The following is a 17485-nucleotide window of genomic DNA, read 5'->3' as shown; positions in this document are numbered from 1 at the left end:
AATTTTAAAAGGCGTTTCACTTATTTTAAGAAAATCATAGCTATCTGAACCCATGAAGTGGGCTATCTAACTCTTTTTTTCTATGTTTCTATGTGGTAAAATTATTTTTTACTTGTTTTTATTAATTGCACCCAACGGGTTTTATTAATTAAATTATACTATGTTTTATAAGTTTCGAAATCCCTAAAATGATTCCAATTACGAAGCTCAAGAAGAAATAGGAACAAACACTTAATATACTTTTTGTAATTAGACTTCTTTTCGTGAAACCATAAGCTGAAAAAAATTGACGATAAAACCAAAACGAATAAATATAGGAGCATAAAGAAATAACTGAAAAAATAAATCCTAGACCAGTTATATTGGTGTAAAAAACAGTAATCAGCGTGAAAAGTGTTGTAATAATTAATTCTCCAGCAGTTCTGTAGGAGTTTAGTACAAAATGTTCAGTTAAATTAAGTTTTGCTTTTTTAAACCAAAAAAAAGTAAATATAGAATAAAAAGGGATGGTCATTAAAAGAACTAGTTTTGGGTTTTTTTTAGTAATATCTTCAAAATCTTTCATAAATCCTCCAGAACTATCCGGCATTATATCAGAAATTCTAAAATTAGAATAACTCCCAATAAAATGAGAGACGCCAATGATAATTAACAATAAACTAAAAAAGCTAAATAGTTTTGCGCGTTTACCCAGTATAAATTCTCTAACATTATGACCGGGAGCTGTAAACATTGCTTTTATTGTATATAAAACACCTTTGTCCACATGCCAAAAGCCATGCACTAAATCATGTTCTATAAAGTGTTTTATCGAATATTGATGAACTGTAGTTTTTTGACCGCAGTTTGGACAAAAATTTGAATTTATTTCAAAATCACAATTAAGACAATTTTTACTCATTTATATTTCTTGATTTAATTTCTTTTTGAGTTTCGTCATTACTTATTTTCATTGCAACGATTACTGAAACAAAAACTATTGGAAGTACTGTAAAAACTCCAAAACCATTTTTGATAGTGATGTAAATTGACACACCAACAAGCAATCCAATAATAAATTTTAAAGCGTTAAAGGCTGATTTTCTTTTTTTGGCTTCTTCAAGAAGTTCTTCGTTCGTGAGTTGGGTAAGGTCGAGTTTTTTCATAGTTTTTTATTTAAGTAAAGTTTCCAATTCCACAATTTCAAAATACGGATGATTTTCAAAAAACTGACGCAAAATTGCGGTATGGCTCGAGCCAAATAAAATCATTATGGTATTATCAGTTTTTAAATCAATATTTCGTAAAATAGTAGTAAAAATTTTTAGATTTCTATCATAATAAGAAGTTGCTAAATCTGTTCCAACATATTCTTTATCAGTACCGTAGGACAAAGCATAATGCAAATAATCAAACAAAATGGCTTGTCGCGTATATTGATTGTTTATTTGAATATAAAATTCCGACAGGGTACTTTCTGCAAGTTTTTTTCGCTTTTCTTTAAATGGATATTCAATTTCAAAAAAAGTATAGGGATATTTTAAATCTTTATTTTTCTTTTCCCAAGCTTCAATTTTGTCGTAAGGCAATTCTTGTTCAAAATCGGCACAAACTAATTTTGCATTCGATAATTTTGCAGTCCGAAAAGCCACTTGTACGATTTCATTTTTTAAGATTTTCTCATCAATAATTTTATTGTTTTTATAGTCTTCAAACTGCAAATCTCTTTTGGCTTGATTGTCAACTATATCTTCAATAAATATTTTTTCGATTGCATTTTTGGATAATTGTTTGGCAACAATATCGAGTTCGTTTTGTCGTTTTTCTGAAAAAACATCTTCAAATTTAGTCGAATTTCTGTCGGTTGTTGCGCCAAAATGAAAAGTGCCCAACAAAATAACTTTTACTTTTTTGTTTTGCGTTTGCGCAAATGTAAATTGGGTTAATAGCAGTAGAATTATAATTTTTTTCATAATTTTTTATTTAGCATTTATTACATCTTTCAATTCTATAATTTTGTAATTACCATCGTGTTTCAACAAATCCAAAAACATTGTAATATGGCTTGCTCCAGCCAAAATCATTATTCTGTTGTCACCTTCATTAGTTTGTTTTTGGATATTAGCTAGCATATATAAATTGCGTCTGTACCATTCTGATGCTAAAAATGCCCCAACATAAGTGCCTAATTTATCAGAGTCATTAATTTTGCCAACATACCAAGGAATGTCCCTTTCTCGCAATTCGGCGCTATTAAAATAGTACAAACATTTTAGCAAATCGTTGGTAGCAAAAAGTTCATTTGACTTTACTTCAATTTCTTTTATATCACTTAAAACTTCTTTTTTAAAATTGGGAAACCGAATGGTGTCTGCAAATTTCATAATACTATCAAAATCAAAGCTAGTTTCTTGATAATCTATAGCATAAACCTTTTTGTGATTTGATTTTTTGGCTGTTCTAAATGCTAATTGCACGATTTCATTTTGCATATAAAATTTTCTTTTGGGGTATTTTACAGCTACATATTCAAAATAATTGCCCTCACAATATTTGTTGTACAAAGTATCCAATGCCAACTGATCTTTGAGTTCCCATTCGGTAAAAATTTTGGTAGGATTGAATTTGGCAATTGCAGATGAAATTGTCTCCAATTGTTTTTGAGGCTTTTCGCTCATAATATCCAGAACTTTGAATTGGGCAACATCCATACCTGGATTATTAAAATGGTAAGTGCCAATAACCAAAATTTCGGTTGGTTTTTTTTGAGTTTGAGCTATAATGAATTGACTAGCCAAAATTAGTAATGCTACTTTTTTACAGATTGATTTTGTCATATTGATTGATGATTGAAACCTTATTAAGTAAAAGTATTCATGTACAATGCAATAAAATTGTAAAAATGTAAACCTTGTTTTAAGTCCACGACCATTTAATATCTCCTCCAACAGTGCAATCTAGATTTTTAAAGAAATCTTTTGGTGCCTTTCCTGTCAATGATTTAAAGTCTTTTATAAAATGGGATTGATCATAAAATGTACTATCTAACAAAAGACTAGATAGGTTTTTAATATTTTTTTGTTCCTCGAAATGGTTCAGTGCATTTCTAAATCTGTTGATTTTTTTATAATCAGACGGTGTTTTACCTAAATGTGCGAAAAATTTTTTAGATAAGTTTTGCCTTGATGTCATACAGTTATCGGCTACTTGTTGTATTGTATAATTTTTTTCGTAGTCTTCAAGTAGATTAATGGCTGTCTGCAGAAAGGAATTATCAAATGGAATTAATTTAGACAGCCAATAATTCTCGAGTACTTCTTTAGCTTTATCAATATCTTCTATCGATAGAATAATTTTCTTTGTTTGTAAATAGTCTGGGAAAGGCTCAAATATTTCAAATGAATCGTTCAAATAGCTCATTAGCTTATTTTCTAGAAAATGATTGATTCCTAGTGGTTTGAAAATTACCGTAAGCTCCTTAATATTCCCAAAATACGCTATTTGAATAGGTTTTTTATAATTGGATATAATTGTCGAAAGACAAGTTTGAGAGTTATCTTCTCTGAGAACGACTTTTTCCTTTTCAAATTTAATATCACATTTATTTGTTATAGTAACTATGCAATAATTATTGGGAAAAGTGAGGTAACTATTTTCTAATTCGCCACTAGTATTTGTCAAGAAATAGTATCCTTCGATATATTTTTGCAAAATTGGATTTTTAGGTTTATTGTATGCAACTATCATCTTCAGACTTTAATTAAAGTTTTTGTAAATACTCTTTTGGCGAAAACCCTGTGTTTTTTTTGAAAGCCCGATTAAAAGTAGCTTTAGAATTGAAACCACAATCGTAAGCAATACCGAGTAAAGTAGATTTTTTATGTTCGCCTTTTGTAAACATTTCTTTCACAGCTTCAATACGATAATTGTTTATAAAATCATTAAAATTCATCGCAAAACCTTGATTGATGGCTTTAGATATTATAGAGGTATTGGTTTTTAATTTTTTTGCAACCTCGGTAAGGGACAATTCTGGATTTTGATATAGTTTTTCGGATTGAATTAGGTTTTCGATTTGTAGTTTCCAGGCTTCAATTTCTTCAGATTTCTTGTCGCTATAATCTTCATAATCAATATCGATAACATTTTCAGTTTGATTAAAATGCTCTAATGATGAATTCAAAAGCAGAATGGGTTTTGTGTCGAAAACAGACATTTTAAAACCAATTTTTGAGTGAGCAGTATTAGAATATCCTGTTAGCGCAATATAATACAGCACTAACGAAAAAGCTAAATAAAACCACCAACTGTCTTTGTAGGAGTTCGCACTGGGAAAAAAATGAACAAGAATGTCAAAAATATGGGGAAGTAATAACATCAATAAAAAAGCGACTAAATAGTTTTTAATCCAGCCAAACAAGACCGTATCAGCATTGCTGGTGACTTGTACAATTAATTTTTTATATTTATTGTAAAAACGTATAGAAAGTATAAAATAAATAACCATTGAAATTTGCCCAGTTATTTGATACCATTGATCAAAGTCTTTATCCATTCCATCTTTATAGAAATAATAATCCTTGAAGATCATTTTATCGTATACAAAAACCCATAAATTATAAATTAAATATACTATTCCTGGAAACAAATGCAGTACACTTTTTTTATCAAACTTGAATGAAGGATTGAGTAGTGATTGGGTATAAAAAAAGATAATTGGACCAATGAAAAATAGCTGTTGAAAAGGAGTGTAAAACATAAAATCGCGATACGGTTGATTGTCATACCAACCAGCAAAACCAAGCATCCACGGCGCAATAAAAAGACTACACAAAACCACAAATAAACTCAACCAATAATTCGATTTATTTTCTGTTTGAATGCCTTTTTTTAATAACAAGAAACTATAAATCACTCCTTGTGTAAGAGTAATCAATAAAATAGAACTGTAAAAATTAAAATCGAATACCATTTTTTTAAAATGTTTTGAAGTTAAATATACTTTAAAAACACAAGTTTATTTAAACGGATGCCTTTGTTGCCATGTCATTTCGGGCTCTAAATTCCTGAATATTTTGTCTATGAATTTATTAATCCATTTGTTTTTATGATATAAAAAACCAGACATTGTGATGGGTTCAGCACCAATTGAACTCTTGATTTCTAATGCCGTTCTTCCAAAAATTATTTTTTTAAATTGATTTTGAATGGCGTAATGCGTCATGTTGTACAACATGTTTAAGTACAACATTTTTTCTTTTTGTACTTGCTCGTCGTAACCCAGAAAATAGGTTTCTAATACAGTTCCATTAAGTAGTATTGTGTGAAAACCAACCAACTTTTCATTCAAAAAATATCCAACGATTACAAATTGTTCTTTCAATTGTTTTTTAAAAGTGGTAAAATGATTTTTGGCTAAGAAGAAAGTATTAAAAGGCGCATGCTTTGCAACAAAATGGTACAACTCATAGATTCGATCTTCAAGTTTTTCTATTTCATCAAGTTGCAATTCTTTTACTTCAATTCCTTCTATTTTTTTATGGGCTCTTTTGTATTGATCCCGATATTTTTTGGTTAGAGCGCCAATATAATCTTCATTTGTTTTCCAATCATTTTGAAGTTCCAACACCATATTAGGTTGTGAGTTAAACTCATAAAAAGGGTTGAAACAATATTTCTTAAGTTCAGACGCACCGTCTGGGTAGAAATCTTTGAACGTAACAATATGAATGGTTATACTTTGTTTTTTGAAGTAGTTTGTTATTTCATTCGCACAGTCTAAGTTTATTTTGCTAATGGTTTCAAAATCCATTTTTTTGCTAAAAACATAACCATTTTGCCCCGTAATCATATTGTTTCCCATAAACAAAACATGGGAAGCAAAATTTTTAAAAACAAAATTTCGGATAGCCGTTTTGAAACATTTGTCTCTTTCTCCAAACGATTCTAATTTATTGAGATTAAGATATTGAGCCAGTGCAACTCCAATGAGATTTTTATCTTCAAAAACCCCAATATAAAAACATTCCATATTTGTTGGTGCTGATTCTTCGAGAACACTTAAATAGTCGCTTTGAAGAAATTTATTTTCACTAGCAACTGCATCCCAAGTGTTTGGAAGTATAGAAACCGTAGTGTAAATAGTAAATGAGTAATTGGAATTCAAATTTAAAATTGAAAGTTTGTCAAATTTAGTTAAAGTATTCTGGTGTGAAATAAAATTAACTAATTTTATATAAAATTATATAAATATGAAATCACTTACTAAAGAATCGATTGATAAAGAGTTATTAAATATAACAGATTGGCAGTTTAATGATAATGCAATCGAAAAAAAATTTGTTTTTAAAAACTTTACTCAAGCATTAGGTTTTATTGTACAAGTTGGAGTAGTATCTGAAAAAGTAAATCACCATCCAGAATTATTTAATGTTTATAATAAAGTAAATATTCGCCTTACTACACATGATGCAAATGGAGTTACTATGAAAGATTTTGATTTGGCAAAAGCCATAAATGATTTATAAAAAAAATCTCGAATAGTATTTCTAATCGAGATTTTAACTTGTAACTGCAATGAAATTATTGCATCATACATATAATTCCTCCCATTAACATCAGCGAAACTACCCAATAACCGCCGGATATTAATACATACTTAAAACTTCTTCTTTCGTACAAAGCTCCAACACCTATTACCGGTAGAATCATAAATAATCCTGTGATAAAACCGTGTAATGCTCCATGTTTGAATGTTCTAAAAGCAGTTCCATAATCGGTCATAAAGGCTGCATAAGAGGGTTTAGCATTTGCAGCATCACCACCTATCATTCCTAAAGCACCAAATTGATGTATGACCAGCATTTGCAAAAGAAATGAGATTAAAAAAGCATAAATAATAGAAACACCAAATATCATAACCATATTAGAACCTTTCATTTTCTCTTCGGTCGTTCCTGACTCTTTCATCCAAATTGTTCCAAAAACTTTTGGATTGTACCAAATAAACCCAACAACAAGTGTTGATAATGCCGATAATAATAACGCTAAAAAGTTAATTTCCATGAGTTTATATTTAAGATTAGTACATCAAATGTAACTAAATTTTTTTTTAATTGAATTAAAAGTAACGCCACTTTATTTGAAAATCATCAATATTTAATAATTTATGTAAGATTAAAATTATAAAAATTTTATAATTTGTGTATTTTGTCGATTTTATTTGCACATAAACAGTAAATCGCATACTTTAGCTCAAGATTAATTACCTAAATAGTTTCTTATGAAAAAGTCCTACACGTTTCTAGCACTAATTATGTTTTCATTTGTTATGAATGCAAGTGTTTCCGTTTCTGAAAAAAACGCACTTATAAAATTTTATAATGCTACAAATGGAAAAAATTGGATCACAAAATGGGATTTAAATACTCCAGTAACTAGTTGGTTTGGTGTAGAGTTGCAAAATGATAAAGTGATATCAATTCAATTACCAAGTAATAATCTTGTTGGTGAGTTGCCATCAGAAATTTCAGATTTAGTTTATTTAAAAAACCTGAACTTATTTAAAAATGATATTTCGGGAAAAATTCCTGCTTCTATCGGAAATATGAAATCGTTAGAATCGCTTCGCTTGTCATTTAATAAATTGTCAGGTAATATTCCAGAATCTATTGGGAATGCTACTTCTTTAAAAACAGTAGAAATGTTTATGAATAGACTTTCGGGAAGCATTCCATCAGAAATTGGTAAACTAAGCAATTTAGAAACATTATCTTTATTTAATAACGAGTTAGAAGGTAAAATTCCAGCTACTATTTATGAAATGAAAAACTTAAAAGTCTTGCTTTTAAACAGTAATAAAATTTCAGGAGGAATTAGTCCTTCAATTGCAAACCTAACTCAATTAGAGCATTTAAGTTTATTTGATAATAAAATGAACGGTCAAGTTCCTTTTGATATAGAAAAAATGAATAATCTAAAGGAAATGAATATTTCTTACAATATGTTCAGTGGTCTGGTTTCTAGTAGTTTGTCTAAATTAGATGTGCTAAATTTAACTATGATTAATGATAAAGGATTGGCAGTTGCTTTACCAGTAAAAGTTGATAGAAATTCTGCTTTAGCTTCGGAAGATTAATTTAAAAAAAATATAAATACAAAACCATCAGTCTAAAGTTGATGGTTTTTTTGTGTTATAAACTTTTATAAAATGTTACTTTAATAGTTCATCAATTTTTTTGTGGTAGACGTCAAAGGCATTTATATTGCCATGATTTGCGGTCTCAATAATGATTAATTCTTTGGGAGAATTTGCAGCTTTAAAGAGTTTTTTTGCTGATGATAATGGAATAACCCTATCTTGAGTTCCATGAAAAATAGTTACGGGACAATTCACCTTTTTTATAAAATCACCTGATTTTATTTTGTATTCGTATATAAATTCAGGTATAATGGGCAACCAAGAGTTTGCAATATCTATAATGCTAAAATAAGGAGTTTCTAAAATCACTTTTTTAGGATTATTTTTCGAGGCAATATTTGTTGCAATTCCACTGCCTAACGAACGGCCATATATAATAATATCTGCTTCGGAATATGTTTTTTTGACGAAATCATAAACGGTTTGTGCGTCTTTGTATAAAAGCTGTTCATTTAATTCACCGGTACTTTTTCCGTATCCTCTATAATCCATTACAAAAACGTCGTAGTTTTTTTTAGCAAAATATTCAGTAATATTCCCCCATCTTTCTAATCCGGCTTTGTTGCCATGAAAATACACAATAATTCCTTTTGGATTTTTATTTTTGAACCAGATGGAATGAATTCTTCCGTTTTGTGGTGTTTCTAAGAATATTTCTTCGAAAGGAGTTTCAAATTCAAATTTATAATCTTGAGCTAAAACAGTAGGTTTAAAAATTATTTTATCTTGAAATAAATACATTATGCAGCAAGTTATAGAGTAAATAACACTTATTACAAAGAGAAATTGGGCTACTTTATGTGTTTTTCTTTTTGTTGTGTTGAACATGAATACTCGTTTTTGATAAATCGATTTCGTTTTTATGATTTAGTAAAATTTCGGCTAAAACTTTATGGTAAGCTTCAAAGTTATTTAAGTTTTTATGGCCACCGTCAATAATGGGATACAATCGAGCCATTTCAGGATTTTTTTTAGAAAGTTTTATCGCTGCGCTAAATGGAATTAATTTATCATTTGTTCCGTGTATGATATGAATTGGGCATTTAACATGTTTGATCCATTTATAGGTAGGAATTGGGTATCGCAATATTATGGACAAGGGCATAAAGGGTAAATATCTCGCAGTAATGTTTTTCATACTGTAATAAGGTGCGTCTAAAATCAACATTTTCGGATTATTTATAGAGGCTAATTTTGTTGCAAAACCGCTTCCTAAAGATCTCCCATAAATTATAATGTATTTTTCATCAATTTTTTCTTTGATTTTATCATATATAAATTGCATATCTCTTTTAATCGCTTCTTGCGAACGTTTTCCAGTACTTTTTCCAAAACCTCTGTAATCAATCATAGCAACATCATACCCATGAGCCGTAAAATCAACAGCAAACTTACCCCAGCCTTTTATGCTTTTGCTGTTTCCTTTAAGATACATTACCACTCCTTTAGGGTTTTTTGCTTTGAATCGTAAACCATTTATAATTGCGCCATCGGGTAAATCAAAATTATACTCTTCGAATTCTTGATTTTCGTAACTGAACTGAAAATCCGTTGACAATTTTTCAGGTTTGAATATAAATGATTCTTGTAAATAGTACAACAAGACACTTATGATTGTGTAAATCAAAAGAATTATGCCAAACGTATAAAAGAATTTTTCCATTTACATCTATTTGGATAAAGATATAAATTTTTTAATATAACCTATCAATTGTAAAATAATCAAATTTTTATCCTCACACTTTGATAAAATTACTTATATTTGTAATACGTATTTTTACTTACTTTTCAAATAATTTCATGATACAAGTCAAAGAAGCTTTATCGATTATTGCCGAAAATAGTTGCAAAATGCCGGTTATAAAAATCAAAGTGAGTAAATCACTTGGTTTTATTTTGGCAAAAACAATTTATTCGCCAATGGATATGCCGCCTTTTAGACAATCAGCAATGGATGGTTATGCTTTTTTGCACTGCGAATTGCAACAATTTGATGTGGTAAGTACTTCGAAAGCGGGAGATTTTTCGAATAGTGTATTTAAAAAAAATGAAGCGATTAGGATTTTTACGGGTGCTTTTGTTCCTGACAATTTAGACACAGTTGTCATGCAAGAACACACTACGGTTAAAAATAAAACGGTCGAAATTACCAAAATGCCTGTCCGTTTTGCGAATGTGAGAAACAAAGGAGAACAAATAAAAGAAGCCGAACTCGTACTCGAAAAAAATACCCAAATTACTCCAGCAGCAATAGGGTTTTTAGCCTGTTTGGGAATAACAGAAATAAAAGTTTATTCCAAACCAAAAGTTGCTATCATAGCTACTGGAAACGAATTGGTAAAAGCGGGAAAAAAATTACCAATGGGCAAAATTTACGAAAGCAATTCGGTTATGCTCAAAGTGGCTTTAAAGGAATTAAGTATTAAAAAAATAAAAATATTTAGAATAAAAGACACTTTAAATGCAACAAAGTCAGTTTTAAAAAAATGCCTTTCTACTTATGATCTCGTGCTAGTTTCCGGTGGAATATCAGTTGGGGATTATGATTTTGTAAAAGAAGCTTTAGAATTTAATAGCGTAACTCAATTGTTTTATACAGTCAATCAAAAACCAGGAAAGCCTTTGTATTTTGGAAAAAAAGCTCAAACAATTGTATTTGCATTGCCTGGAAATCCAGCCTCAACATTGACGAGTTTTTATGTCTATGTAGTAGCAGCTTTAAATAAAATGATGGGATTCCAGCCTGTCCATTTAACTGAAATAAAAAGAAAAATCAATGTTGATTTTGAAAACACAACAGGCAAAGCTTTGTTTTTAAAAGCGTTTTATGATGACAAAAATGTTACGATTTTAGAAAGTCAAAGCTCCGCAATGCTGAACACTTTTGCAGTAGCAAATGGATTTGTTTATTTGGCCTATGATGAAGTAAATATTCAAAAAAATCAAGAGGTAATTGTGATTCCAATTCATTAAAAGCAATAATTATGACAATAGTAGATAACGATTTTTTAATTTTATTTGGAGTACTATTGGCAGTGGTTGCGTTTTTGTATTCCAGTGTAGGACATGGTGGCGCAAGTGGTTATTTAGCATTGATGGCACTATTTGCGTTTCCAGTTGCGGTGATGAAACCATCAGCTTTATTGCTTAATTTGTTTGTTTCAGGAATTTCTTTTTTCTTTTATTATAAAAAAGATTTCTTCAAACCCAGATTGTTTTATCCTTTTGCAATTACATCAGTTCCAGCGGCATTTATAGGTGGAATGATTCCTTTAGAAAATAGTTTGTACAAAACATTACTAGGAATAATATTGATTTTAGCAGCATTGCGATTGTTTGGATTTTTTAATGTTAAAGAAACCCAAACTACTAAAATCAACATTCCGTTAGCCATGGTAATAGGTTTAGGAATAGGTTTATTATCAGGAATGTTGGGTATTGGTGGCGGAGTTATTTTGAGTCCAATCATTTTATTATTGGGTTGGGCAACGCTCAAAGAAACGGCTGCGATTTCGAGTATATTTATTTTTGTAAACTCAATTGCAGGACTTTTGGGTTATTTTATGAGCGACAAAACGTTTCCAACCGAAAGTTTTTATTTAGTTCCAATAGCTGTTTTTGGCGGAATGTTGGGCGCCTATTATGGCAGCGGCTATTTCTCGAATAAAGTGTTGAAATATGTTCTGGCAACCGTAATTTTAATAGCAAGTGTAAAATTAATTGTTTGATTTTTAAATAAAAAAATCTGTGAGAATCTGTGAAATCTGTGGCAAGTTTTTCTTTTGGGATTAGTAACGGACATTAATATAAAATACATGCAAGTATCAATACTTTGTGGAGGAAAAAGCAGCCGAATGCAATCCGAAAAAGGATTGGTTTTATATCAAAATAAACCTTTTATAGAGCATGTTATTACAGCAGTTTTACCAATTTCGAGTAACATACAATTGATTACCAATACAAAGGATTATGATTATTTGAATTACAAAATAGTAAAAGATATCGTTCTTGATAAAGGTCCAATGGGCGGAATTTATTCGGCTTTAGCCAATTCAGATTCCGAATTAAATTTGATTTTGAGTTGTGATATTCCATTAATTTCTACCGAAATACTTCGAGAATTAATAGAAAAGCACTATGCTAATTTTGATGTTACCGTTTTTGAAGATGAGGATGAGGAGCAAATGCATCCCTTAATTGGAATTTATTCGAAAACAATACTTCCAGTTTTAAAAAAGGCAATTGATGACAATGATTTGAAAATGATGCATTTTTTAACTAAAGTAAAAACACAACGAATACCAATTAAAAACGATAAAAGTCAGTTTTTTAAAAACATAAATACGCTTGCCGAATTAAACGAATTGAATTCCAATTTTATTCAGAATTAAAATGAAAAACCAAATTATACCAAAGCTAACCATTGTGGGTGCTGGACCTGGAGATGCCGAATTGATTACCCTAAAAGCAATCAAAGCATTAAAAAGTGCCGATGTTGTCTTGTATGATGCGCTAGTAAACGAAGAATTATTGCAGTATGCAACTCATGCAGAAATTATTTTTGTAGGCAAACGTTTTGGCTGCCACGCTTACAGTCAAGATCAAATCAATGAATTGATTGTGTCTATGGCAAAACGTTTTGGTCATGTTGTTCGATTAAAAGGTGGTGATCCATTTGTTTTTGGTAGAGGAAGTGAAGAGATAGAATACGCTCAAAAATTTGATATAGAAACTGCCGTAGTTCCCGGAATTTCATCAGCTTTGGGTGTTCCAGCAGCAAGTGGAATCAGTCTAACACAGCGCGGAATTGCCGAAAGTTTCTGGGTAATTACGGGTACAACTTCGGATCATAAATTGTCCAAAGATGTGGCTTTAGCATCGCAATCAACTGCAACAGTGGTAATATTGATGGGAATGAATAAACTAGACGAAATTATTTCGATTTATCAAAACAATAGAGCAGACGATTTGCCAGTGGCCATCATTCAAAACGGCACAAAAGACACAGAGACAAAGGTAGTTGGAACTATAAGTTCCATATTAAAGCTAGTTAAGGATGGTCAAATTTCATCTCCCGCTATAATTATTATCGGCGAAGTAGTTCAAAATGCTTTAAATTTGTCTAACTATTTTCGAACTAAAAATTCAGAAGAGGAATTTATTTTTCAAAATTTAAATGTATTGTCATGATATCCGTAAAATATTTTGGTGCTATAGCTGAAAAAACAAAGACTTTAGAAGAAGATTTTTCTTTTTCCGAAATGTCTTTGAATGATTTATTGTTGGCATTAGAACAAAAATACGATTGGAGTCAACTTTCGTTTAGTGTGGCTGTAAATCAAAAAATAGTCCAAGTTCAATCGAATTATATTCTTAAAAACAATGATGTTATTGCATTATTACCACCATTTTCTGGAGGATAGAAAGCAAGTAATTAAGTGTTGATTGTCATTCTGACGCAGGAAGAATCTCCATTTATTGCTCACGTTTGTTGCCATTCCTCCTGCGTCGGATTGACAAAATTATAAAGATTTTCCCTGAATTGGAATGATATTAAGGTGAAAATCTAATCCAAAAAGAGGAATTGATAAAAAATACAGCTATGAATACAACTCGATACAACCGACAAATTATACTTCCAGAGATAGGAACAATTGGCCAAGAAAAACTACTGCAAGCCAAAGTTTTAATCATTGGCGTTGGTGGTTTAGGGTCAGCGGTTTTGCCGTATTTAGTGGCAGCTGGAGTTGGAGAAATAGGAATAATTGATGACGATACAATAGACATTTCCAATTTGCAACGTCAAGTGATTTACAAAGCAAATTCTGTTGGAAAAATAAAAGTTCTTGAAGCAAAGGAAATGGCTTTAGCATTAAATCCTTCGATAAAAATAAATGCTTTCACGGATAAACTAGATTCCAAAAATGCAATTGAGTGGTTTGAAAAGTATGATATTATGGTTGATGCAACGGACAATCTTTATACTAAATATTTGATAAATGATGCCTGTTGTATTACTCAAAAACCTTTTGTTTACGGTTCAATTTATAAATTTGAAGGACAGATTTCGGTTTTTAATTATAAAAATGGACCAACTTACCGTTGTATTTTTCCTGAAGAAAAAAGGGAAACTCAAAGTTGCAATGAGGTTGGAGTAATTGGAGTCGCAGTTGGAATTATTGGAATGTTTCAAGCCAATGAAGTACTAAAAATTATACTAGGAATTGGCGACATTCTCACCGGTAAATTATTAGTTTACAACATGTTGAATAACGAACAACAAAAATTTGAGTTTGCTAAAACAAATGCAACTCATGTAGATGAATTATTTTACAAGAATAAATATGCCACAACCGAAATTCTTGCTTCAGTAGCTTTAGAAAAAATTAATACTGAAAATGTTATTTTTCTGGATGTTCGGAATTTTGATGAGTTTCCAAAAATTGCATTCGAAAATTGCCTTCAAATTCCGCTAGATAAATTGGAAAATGAATTGTATCAATTGGATTCAAATACCGAAATTTATGTTTTTTGTCAATCCGGAATTAGAAGTAAAAGGGCAGTTGAAATTTTAAGAAATAATGATTTCAAAAATGTAAAAAGTATTATTGGTGGAGCAAAAGCCATTGAAATGAATACCTACAAGGTTAAAAAAACCTTGCAGGATTGATAGTCCTGCAAGGTTTTTTTAACCTTGTAGGTTTAATTAAAAAATAGTATGAGCAAAAAAACAGTTTTCATTCAAGGCGCAATTCCCTCGGAGTTTATTGGAAATTCGATTGCAAAACACCAATCGAAAACAACTATTGGAGCGCATAATATTTTTTTAGGTCAAGTAAGAGCTGATGCAATTGATGGAAACGCAGTCGTAGCAATAGATTACACCGCTTACGAAGAAATGGCAAACGAAAAACTAGACGAAATTCGAGAACGCGCTTTTGCAAGATATGATTTAATTTGCATGCACATTTACCATAGTTTGGGCGTTGTGAAAGCAGGAGAAATTTGTTTGTTTGTCTTTGTTTCTGCAACTAGGAGAAAACAAGTTTATGAAGCTACCGAAGCAATCGTGAATTGGATAAAAACCGATGTGCCCATTTTTGGCAAAGAACTTTTTGAAAACGAAACTTTTACTTGGAAGAAAAATACTTAACAATGGTTGACATCACACATAAAATAAGCACGTTACGAATTGCAACCGCCATGGCAACTGTAAAAGTGAGCCAACAAGCAACAATTGATGCTGTTGTGAACAATCTGGTTCCAAAAGGGAACGTGTTCGAAATGGCGAAAACAGCGGGTTTGTTTGCGGTGAAAAACACGCATCTATCCATTCCGGATTGTCATCCTATTCCTATTGAATTTACTTCGGTTGAATATGAAATAAAGGATTTAAACATCGATATTATTTTCAAAGTAAAAACGGTTTACAAAACCGGAGTCGAGGTCGAAGCCATGCACGGCGCATCGATTGTGGCACTTACGATGTACGACATGCTCAAACCCATTGACAAAAGCATCGAGATTTCTACCATTAAATTAATCAGCAAAGAAGGCGGAAAATCGTCTTTCAAAAATCGTTTTCCAGCGGCAATTAAAGCGGCCGTTTTTGTGTGTTCTGATTCTATTTTTGCAGGAGAAAAAGAAGATAAATCAGGGAAAATAATTGTCGGAAAACTCCAAGTTTGTGGAGTAGAAACTACTCATTACGAAATCATTCCAGACGAAATTGAGGTGATTCAAGAACGAACTTTGGCTTTCGCCAAAGAACATCAATTGGTTATTTTTACAGGTGGAACTGGACTTTCGCCAAGAGATGTTACCCCTGAAGCTTTAGAGTCTTTATTAGAAACCAGAATTACTGGAATTGAAGAAGCAGTACGAAAATACGGTCAAGACAGAATGCCGTATGCCATGCTTTCGAGAACTGTAGCGGGAACTTTGGGAGATTCTTTGGTTTTGGCTTTGCCGGGTTCAACCAATGGTGCAAAAGAATCTATGGACGCGATTTTTCCGCATGTTTTGCATGTTTTTCATATTTTAAAAGGCAATAATCATGACGCCAAATAATACCATTTTAACCGATGATTTTGGACGCAAACACAACTATTTGCGCATTTCGTTAATCGAGAAATGCAATTTGCGTTGTACGTATTGCATGCCAGCCGATGGGATTTTGCTTTCGCCAAAAAAGGACTTAATGACCGCTGATGAAATCTTCCAAATAGCCAAAACTTTCGTTGCTAATGGTGTTGACAAAATCCGACTTACCGGTGGTGAACCTTTGTTACGAAAAGATTTTCCAGAAATTATTGCAAAATTAGCTTCGCTTAAAACCGAAATTTCTATTACTACAAACGGAATTCTCGTCGATAGACATTTAGCGGTTTTGAAACAATTTAATGTACAAAAAATCAACTTGAGTTTAGATACTTTGGTAGCTTCAAAATTCCAAACTATCACTTTGAGAAATCAGTTCGAAAAAGTAGTCGACAACTTGCATTTGCTTTTGAATAATGATTTCAAAATCAAAGTAAATGTGGTTTTAATCAAAGGTTTCAACGAAGATGAAATCATCGATTTTATTAAACTTACCGAATTTTTACCTATTTCGATTCGGTTTATAGAGTTTATGCCGTTTGCAGGAAACGAGTGGGATAGAAGCAAAATGGTTTCACAAAGTGAAATTTTAGAGCAAGTAAATACTCATTTTCTTGCATCGGAAATTCAAAAATTGGATGAAGAAAAAAACTTCACTGCAAGAGAATTTAAGATAAAAAATTATCTAGGAAGTTTTGGGATTATTAGTTCTATAACCAATCCTTTTTGTGATGGATGCAACAGAATTAGACTAACCGCCAACGGAAAAATTAAGAACTGCTTGTTCTCTAACGCCGAAACTGATTTGCTTACTGCTTTGAGAAACGATGAAAACATTGATGATTTGATCCGCTTTTCTATCAAAAACAAAAAGAAAGTTCGGGCAGGAATGAATACTCTACAAGATTTGAATAATCCTGTTTTAAATCAAGATAACCGCAGTATGATTGCGATTGGTGGATGAAATGTTACTTGTTTTTTGTGATGGAGATAGCCTTTTGCTCTGCTTTAAATTCTTCACTTTTTTGATTTAAATAACTTTTAAAATCTTCAAAACTCATTCCATAGGTTTCTTCTGAAATTTTAGTTTTAATTTCTCTAAAAGTTTTGACTGTATCAAAATAAAACCTTTGCTTCATTATACAAAGTTAAGCAATTTTTATTTTTTTTGCTTTTATATTCAGTTTATTACAATTTATACTTTTT

22 protein-coding genes are annotated in these 17485 nt (G+C 31.0%); 11 read left to right on the top strand and 11 right to left on the bottom strand.

The window, feature by feature from the left end:
- Window positions 1-148: 148 nt before the first annotated feature.
- From RMO53_RS06805 to RMO53_RS06775, 7 genes are all read right to left on the bottom strand, one after another.
- Window positions 149-901 carry a DUF3667 domain-containing protein gene (locus RMO53_RS06805; protein WP_310379221.1) on the bottom strand — a complete coding sequence of 251 codons (753 nt, stop codon included), beginning with the start codon at window positions 899-901 and terminating at the stop codon, window positions 149-151.
- On the bottom strand, window positions 894-1145 hold the full coding sequence (locus RMO53_RS06800; RefSeq protein ID WP_310379220.1) for an FUSC family protein: 252 nt from the start codon (window positions 1143-1145) through the stop codon (window positions 894-896). The genes RMO53_RS06805 and RMO53_RS06800 overlap by 8 nt, the downstream gene beginning before the upstream one ends.
- Window positions 1146-1151: 6 nt before the next feature.
- Window positions 1152-1952 carry a DUF5694 domain-containing protein gene (locus RMO53_RS06795; protein ID WP_310379219.1) on the bottom strand — a complete coding sequence of 267 codons (801 nt, stop codon included), beginning with the start codon at window positions 1950-1952 and terminating at the stop codon, window positions 1152-1154.
- 6 nt (window positions 1953-1958) lie between these two features.
- On the bottom strand, window positions 1959-2816 hold the full coding sequence (locus tag RMO53_RS06790) for a DUF5694 domain-containing protein (protein WP_310379218.1): 858 nt from the start codon (window positions 2814-2816) through the stop codon (window positions 1959-1961).
- Between the two features lie 79 nt (window positions 2817-2895).
- The gene (locus RMO53_RS06785) at window positions 2896-3726 is read right to left on the bottom strand and encodes an AraC family transcriptional regulator (RefSeq protein WP_310379216.1); all 831 of its coding nucleotides are present in this window, start codon (window positions 3724-3726) and stop codon (window positions 2896-2898) included.
- A 13-nt stretch (window positions 3727-3739) separates the two neighbouring features.
- Window positions 3740-4951, bottom strand: coding sequence for an AraC family transcriptional regulator (locus RMO53_RS06780; RefSeq protein ID WP_310379215.1), 1212 nt, complete (start codon window positions 4949-4951; stop codon window positions 3740-3742).
- A gap of 45 nt (window positions 4952-4996) precedes the next feature.
- The gene (locus RMO53_RS06775; RefSeq protein ID WP_310379214.1) at window positions 4997-6145 is read right to left on the bottom strand and encodes a peptidogalycan biosysnthesis protein; all 1149 of its coding nucleotides are present in this window, start codon (window positions 6143-6145) and stop codon (window positions 4997-4999) included.
- Between the two features lie 85 nt (window positions 6146-6230).
- Between RMO53_RS06775 and RMO53_RS06770 the strand changes: the two genes are divergently transcribed.
- On the top strand, window positions 6231-6506 hold the full coding sequence (locus RMO53_RS06770) for a 4a-hydroxytetrahydrobiopterin dehydratase (protein ID WP_310379213.1): 276 nt from the start codon (window positions 6231-6233) through the stop codon (window positions 6504-6506).
- A gap of 55 nt (window positions 6507-6561) precedes the next feature.
- Here the strand turns inward: RMO53_RS06770 and RMO53_RS06765 are convergent, their stop codons facing one another.
- On the bottom strand, window positions 6562-7044 hold the full coding sequence (locus tag RMO53_RS06765; protein WP_310379211.1) for a DUF1761 domain-containing protein: 483 nt from the start codon (window positions 7042-7044) through the stop codon (window positions 6562-6564).
- A gap of 217 nt (window positions 7045-7261) precedes the next feature.
- Here RMO53_RS06765 and RMO53_RS06760 point away from each other — a divergent pair, with 217 nt between their 5' ends.
- On the top strand, window positions 7262-8116 hold the full coding sequence (locus RMO53_RS06760) for a Two component regulator three Y domain protein (protein WP_310379209.1): 855 nt from the start codon (window positions 7262-7264) through the stop codon (window positions 8114-8116).
- A 75-nt stretch (window positions 8117-8191) separates the two neighbouring features.
- On the opposite strand, the gene RMO53_RS06755 is transcribed toward RMO53_RS06760, so the two are convergent.
- Window positions 8192-8920: an alpha/beta fold hydrolase gene (locus RMO53_RS06755; protein ID WP_310379207.1), complete on the bottom strand. Its 729-nt coding sequence runs from the start codon at window positions 8918-8920 to the stop codon at window positions 8192-8194.
- A 55-nt stretch (window positions 8921-8975) separates the two neighbouring features.
- A complete protein-coding gene (locus tag RMO53_RS06750; RefSeq protein WP_310379206.1) occupies window positions 8976-9842 on the bottom strand; it encodes an alpha/beta fold hydrolase in 867 nt (288 codons plus the stop codon).
- A 137-nt stretch (window positions 9843-9979) separates the two neighbouring features.
- Here RMO53_RS06750 and RMO53_RS06745 point away from each other — a divergent pair, with 137 nt between their 5' ends.
- The 9 genes from RMO53_RS06745 (at window position 9980) to moaA (ending at window position 17243) form a co-directional block, all read left to right on the top strand.
- Window positions 9980-11152, top strand: a complete 1173-nt coding sequence (locus tag RMO53_RS06745) for a molybdopterin molybdotransferase MoeA (protein WP_310379204.1) — start codon at window positions 9980-9982, stop codon at window positions 11150-11152.
- A gap of 11 nt (window positions 11153-11163) precedes the next feature.
- The gene (locus tag RMO53_RS06740; protein ID WP_310379202.1) at window positions 11164-11907 is read left to right on the top strand and encodes a sulfite exporter TauE/SafE family protein; all 744 of its coding nucleotides are present in this window, start codon (window positions 11164-11166) and stop codon (window positions 11905-11907) included.
- Between the two features lie 87 nt (window positions 11908-11994).
- Entirely contained in the window at window positions 11995-12570 is a 576-nt protein-coding gene (locus RMO53_RS06735) for a molybdenum cofactor guanylyltransferase (protein ID WP_310379201.1), read from the top strand.
- A gap of 1 nt (window position 12571) precedes the next feature.
- Window positions 12572-13369 (top strand): uroporphyrinogen-III C-methyltransferase, encoded by a 798-nt coding sequence (gene cobA, locus RMO53_RS06730; protein WP_310379199.1) that lies wholly within the window; start codon window positions 12572-12574, stop codon window positions 13367-13369.
- Entirely contained in the window at window positions 13366-13602 is a 237-nt protein-coding gene (locus RMO53_RS06725) for a MoaD/ThiS family protein (protein WP_310379197.1), read from the top strand. The genes cobA and RMO53_RS06725 overlap by 4 nt, the downstream gene beginning before the upstream one ends.
- 179 nt (window positions 13603-13781) lie before the next feature.
- Window positions 13782-14849 (top strand): HesA/MoeB/ThiF family protein, encoded by a 1068-nt coding sequence (locus RMO53_RS06720; protein WP_310379195.1) that lies wholly within the window; start codon window positions 13782-13784, stop codon window positions 14847-14849.
- A 48-nt stretch (window positions 14850-14897) separates the two neighbouring features.
- Window positions 14898-15332 carry a molybdenum cofactor biosynthesis protein MoaE gene (locus RMO53_RS06715; RefSeq protein WP_310379192.1) on the top strand — a complete coding sequence of 145 codons (435 nt, stop codon included), beginning with the start codon at window positions 14898-14900 and terminating at the stop codon, window positions 15330-15332.
- 2 nt (window positions 15333-15334) lie between these two features.
- The gene (gene moaCB / locus RMO53_RS06710; RefSeq protein ID WP_310379191.1) at window positions 15335-16249 is read left to right on the top strand and encodes a bifunctional molybdenum cofactor biosynthesis protein MoaC/MoaB; all 915 of its coding nucleotides are present in this window, start codon (window positions 15335-15337) and stop codon (window positions 16247-16249) included.
- A complete protein-coding gene (moaA, locus tag RMO53_RS06705; protein WP_310379190.1) occupies window positions 16236-17243 on the top strand; it encodes a GTP 3',8-cyclase MoaA in 1008 nt (335 codons plus the stop codon). Before moaCB ends, moaA begins: the two co-directional genes overlap by 14 nt.
- A 4-nt stretch (window positions 17244-17247) precedes the next feature.
- On the opposite strand, the gene RMO53_RS06700 is transcribed toward moaA, so the two are convergent.
- Window positions 17248-17418 (bottom strand): hypothetical protein, encoded by a 171-nt coding sequence (locus RMO53_RS06700; protein ID WP_310379189.1) that lies wholly within the window; start codon window positions 17416-17418, stop codon window positions 17248-17250.
- Window positions 17419-17485 lie beyond the last annotated feature (67 nt).

The organism is Flavobacterium sp., assembly GCF_031409475.1.
GTDB lineage: Bacteria > Bacteroidota > Bacteroidia > Flavobacteriales > Flavobacteriaceae > Flavobacterium.
Note: the sequence above shows the minus strand (reverse complement) of the source record. Positions and strands in the feature narration are given on the sequence as shown.